This is a genomic window from Rhizobium centroccidentale (assembly GCF_030182565.1).
Classification (GTDB): domain Bacteria; phylum Pseudomonadota; class Alphaproteobacteria; order Rhizobiales; family Rhizobiaceae; genus Rhizobium.
In genome coordinates, this window is record NZ_JAQJCG010000061.1 from 1 (window position 1) to 1153 (window position 1153).

General features: G+C 62.3%; 2 protein-coding genes. Both read left to right on the forward strand.

What is annotated here, in order from left to right; translation table 11 throughout:
* Nucleotides 1–385: formyltetrahydrofolate deformylase (locus PH562_RS30625; protein ID WP_285177640.1), on the forward strand; the 385-nt coding region annotated here is incomplete at its 5' end.
* Between the two features lie 3 nt (nucleotides 386–388).
* On the forward strand, nucleotides 389–1153 hold a 765-nt coding region (gene folD, locus PH562_RS30630; RefSeq protein WP_285177641.1), incomplete at its 3' end, for a bifunctional methylenetetrahydrofolate dehydrogenase/methenyltetrahydrofolate cyclohydrolase FolD.

Genomic DNA, 1153 nt, shown 5'->3' on the forward strand with positions numbered 1-1153 from the left:
GGCGCGCTACATGCAGATCCTGTCGGATTCCATGTGCCAGAAGATGTCGGGCCGCATCATCAACATCCACCATTCCTTCCTGCCGTCCTTCAAGGGGGCGAACCCCTACAAGCAGGCCTATGAGCGCGGGGTGAAGCTGATCGGAGCGACGGCGCATTATGTGACGGCCGATCTCGACGAGGGTCCGATCATCGAGCAGGACACGGCGCGCATCACCCATGCGCAGTCTGCCGAGGACTATGTCTCGATCGGCCGCGATGTCGAGAGCCAGGTTCTCGCCCGCGCCATCCATGCCCATATCCATCACCGCAACTTCATCAACGGCAACCGCACCGTCGTCTTCCCGGCAAGCCCGGGATCCTACGCTTCCGAGCGCATGGGGTGAGTGATGGCGCTCGCAACAGTGATCGCCGGGAAACAAGCGGCGGCTTCGGTGATCGAGGCCGTGAAGGCTGCAGCGGCGGGACTTGAGGCAGAGGCCGGTGTGAAGACTGGTCTTGCGGTCGTCATCGTCGGTGATGATCCGGCCAGCCATGCCTATGTGAACTCCAAGAGCAAGATGGCCAAGGAGTGCGGCTTCAAGTCGGTCCAGCACACGCTGCCGGCGGAAACGACGCAGGAAGAATTGGCAAGTCTGGTGGCTTCGCTGAACGACGATGCCTCCATCCACGGCATTCTCGTGCAGCTGCCGCTGCCGAAGCATCTGGATTCGGATGACATCATCCAGTCGATCCAGCCGGAGAAGGATGTCGACGGGTTGCATGTGGTCAATGCCGGCAAGCTGGCAACCGGCGATCTCGAAACCGGGCTGATCTCGTGTACGCCGGCCGGCGCCATGCTTTTGGTGCGCTCCATCCATGGCGAGGACCTGTCGGGTCTGAATGCCGTGGTCATCGGCCGCTCCAACTTGTTCGGCAAGCCGATGGCGCAATTACTGCTCAATGCCAATGCGACGGTCACGACGGCGCATTCACGCACGAAGGATCTCGCCTCCGTTGCAAGGGGTGCCGATATCCTGGTGGCGGCCGTTGGTCGACCGGAGATGGTCAAGGCCGATTGGGTGAAGCCTGGCGCCACCGTCATCGATGTCGGCATCAACCGGATCGCGGCCCCTGAACGGGGCGAGGGCAAGAGCCGGCTGGTGGGCGATGTC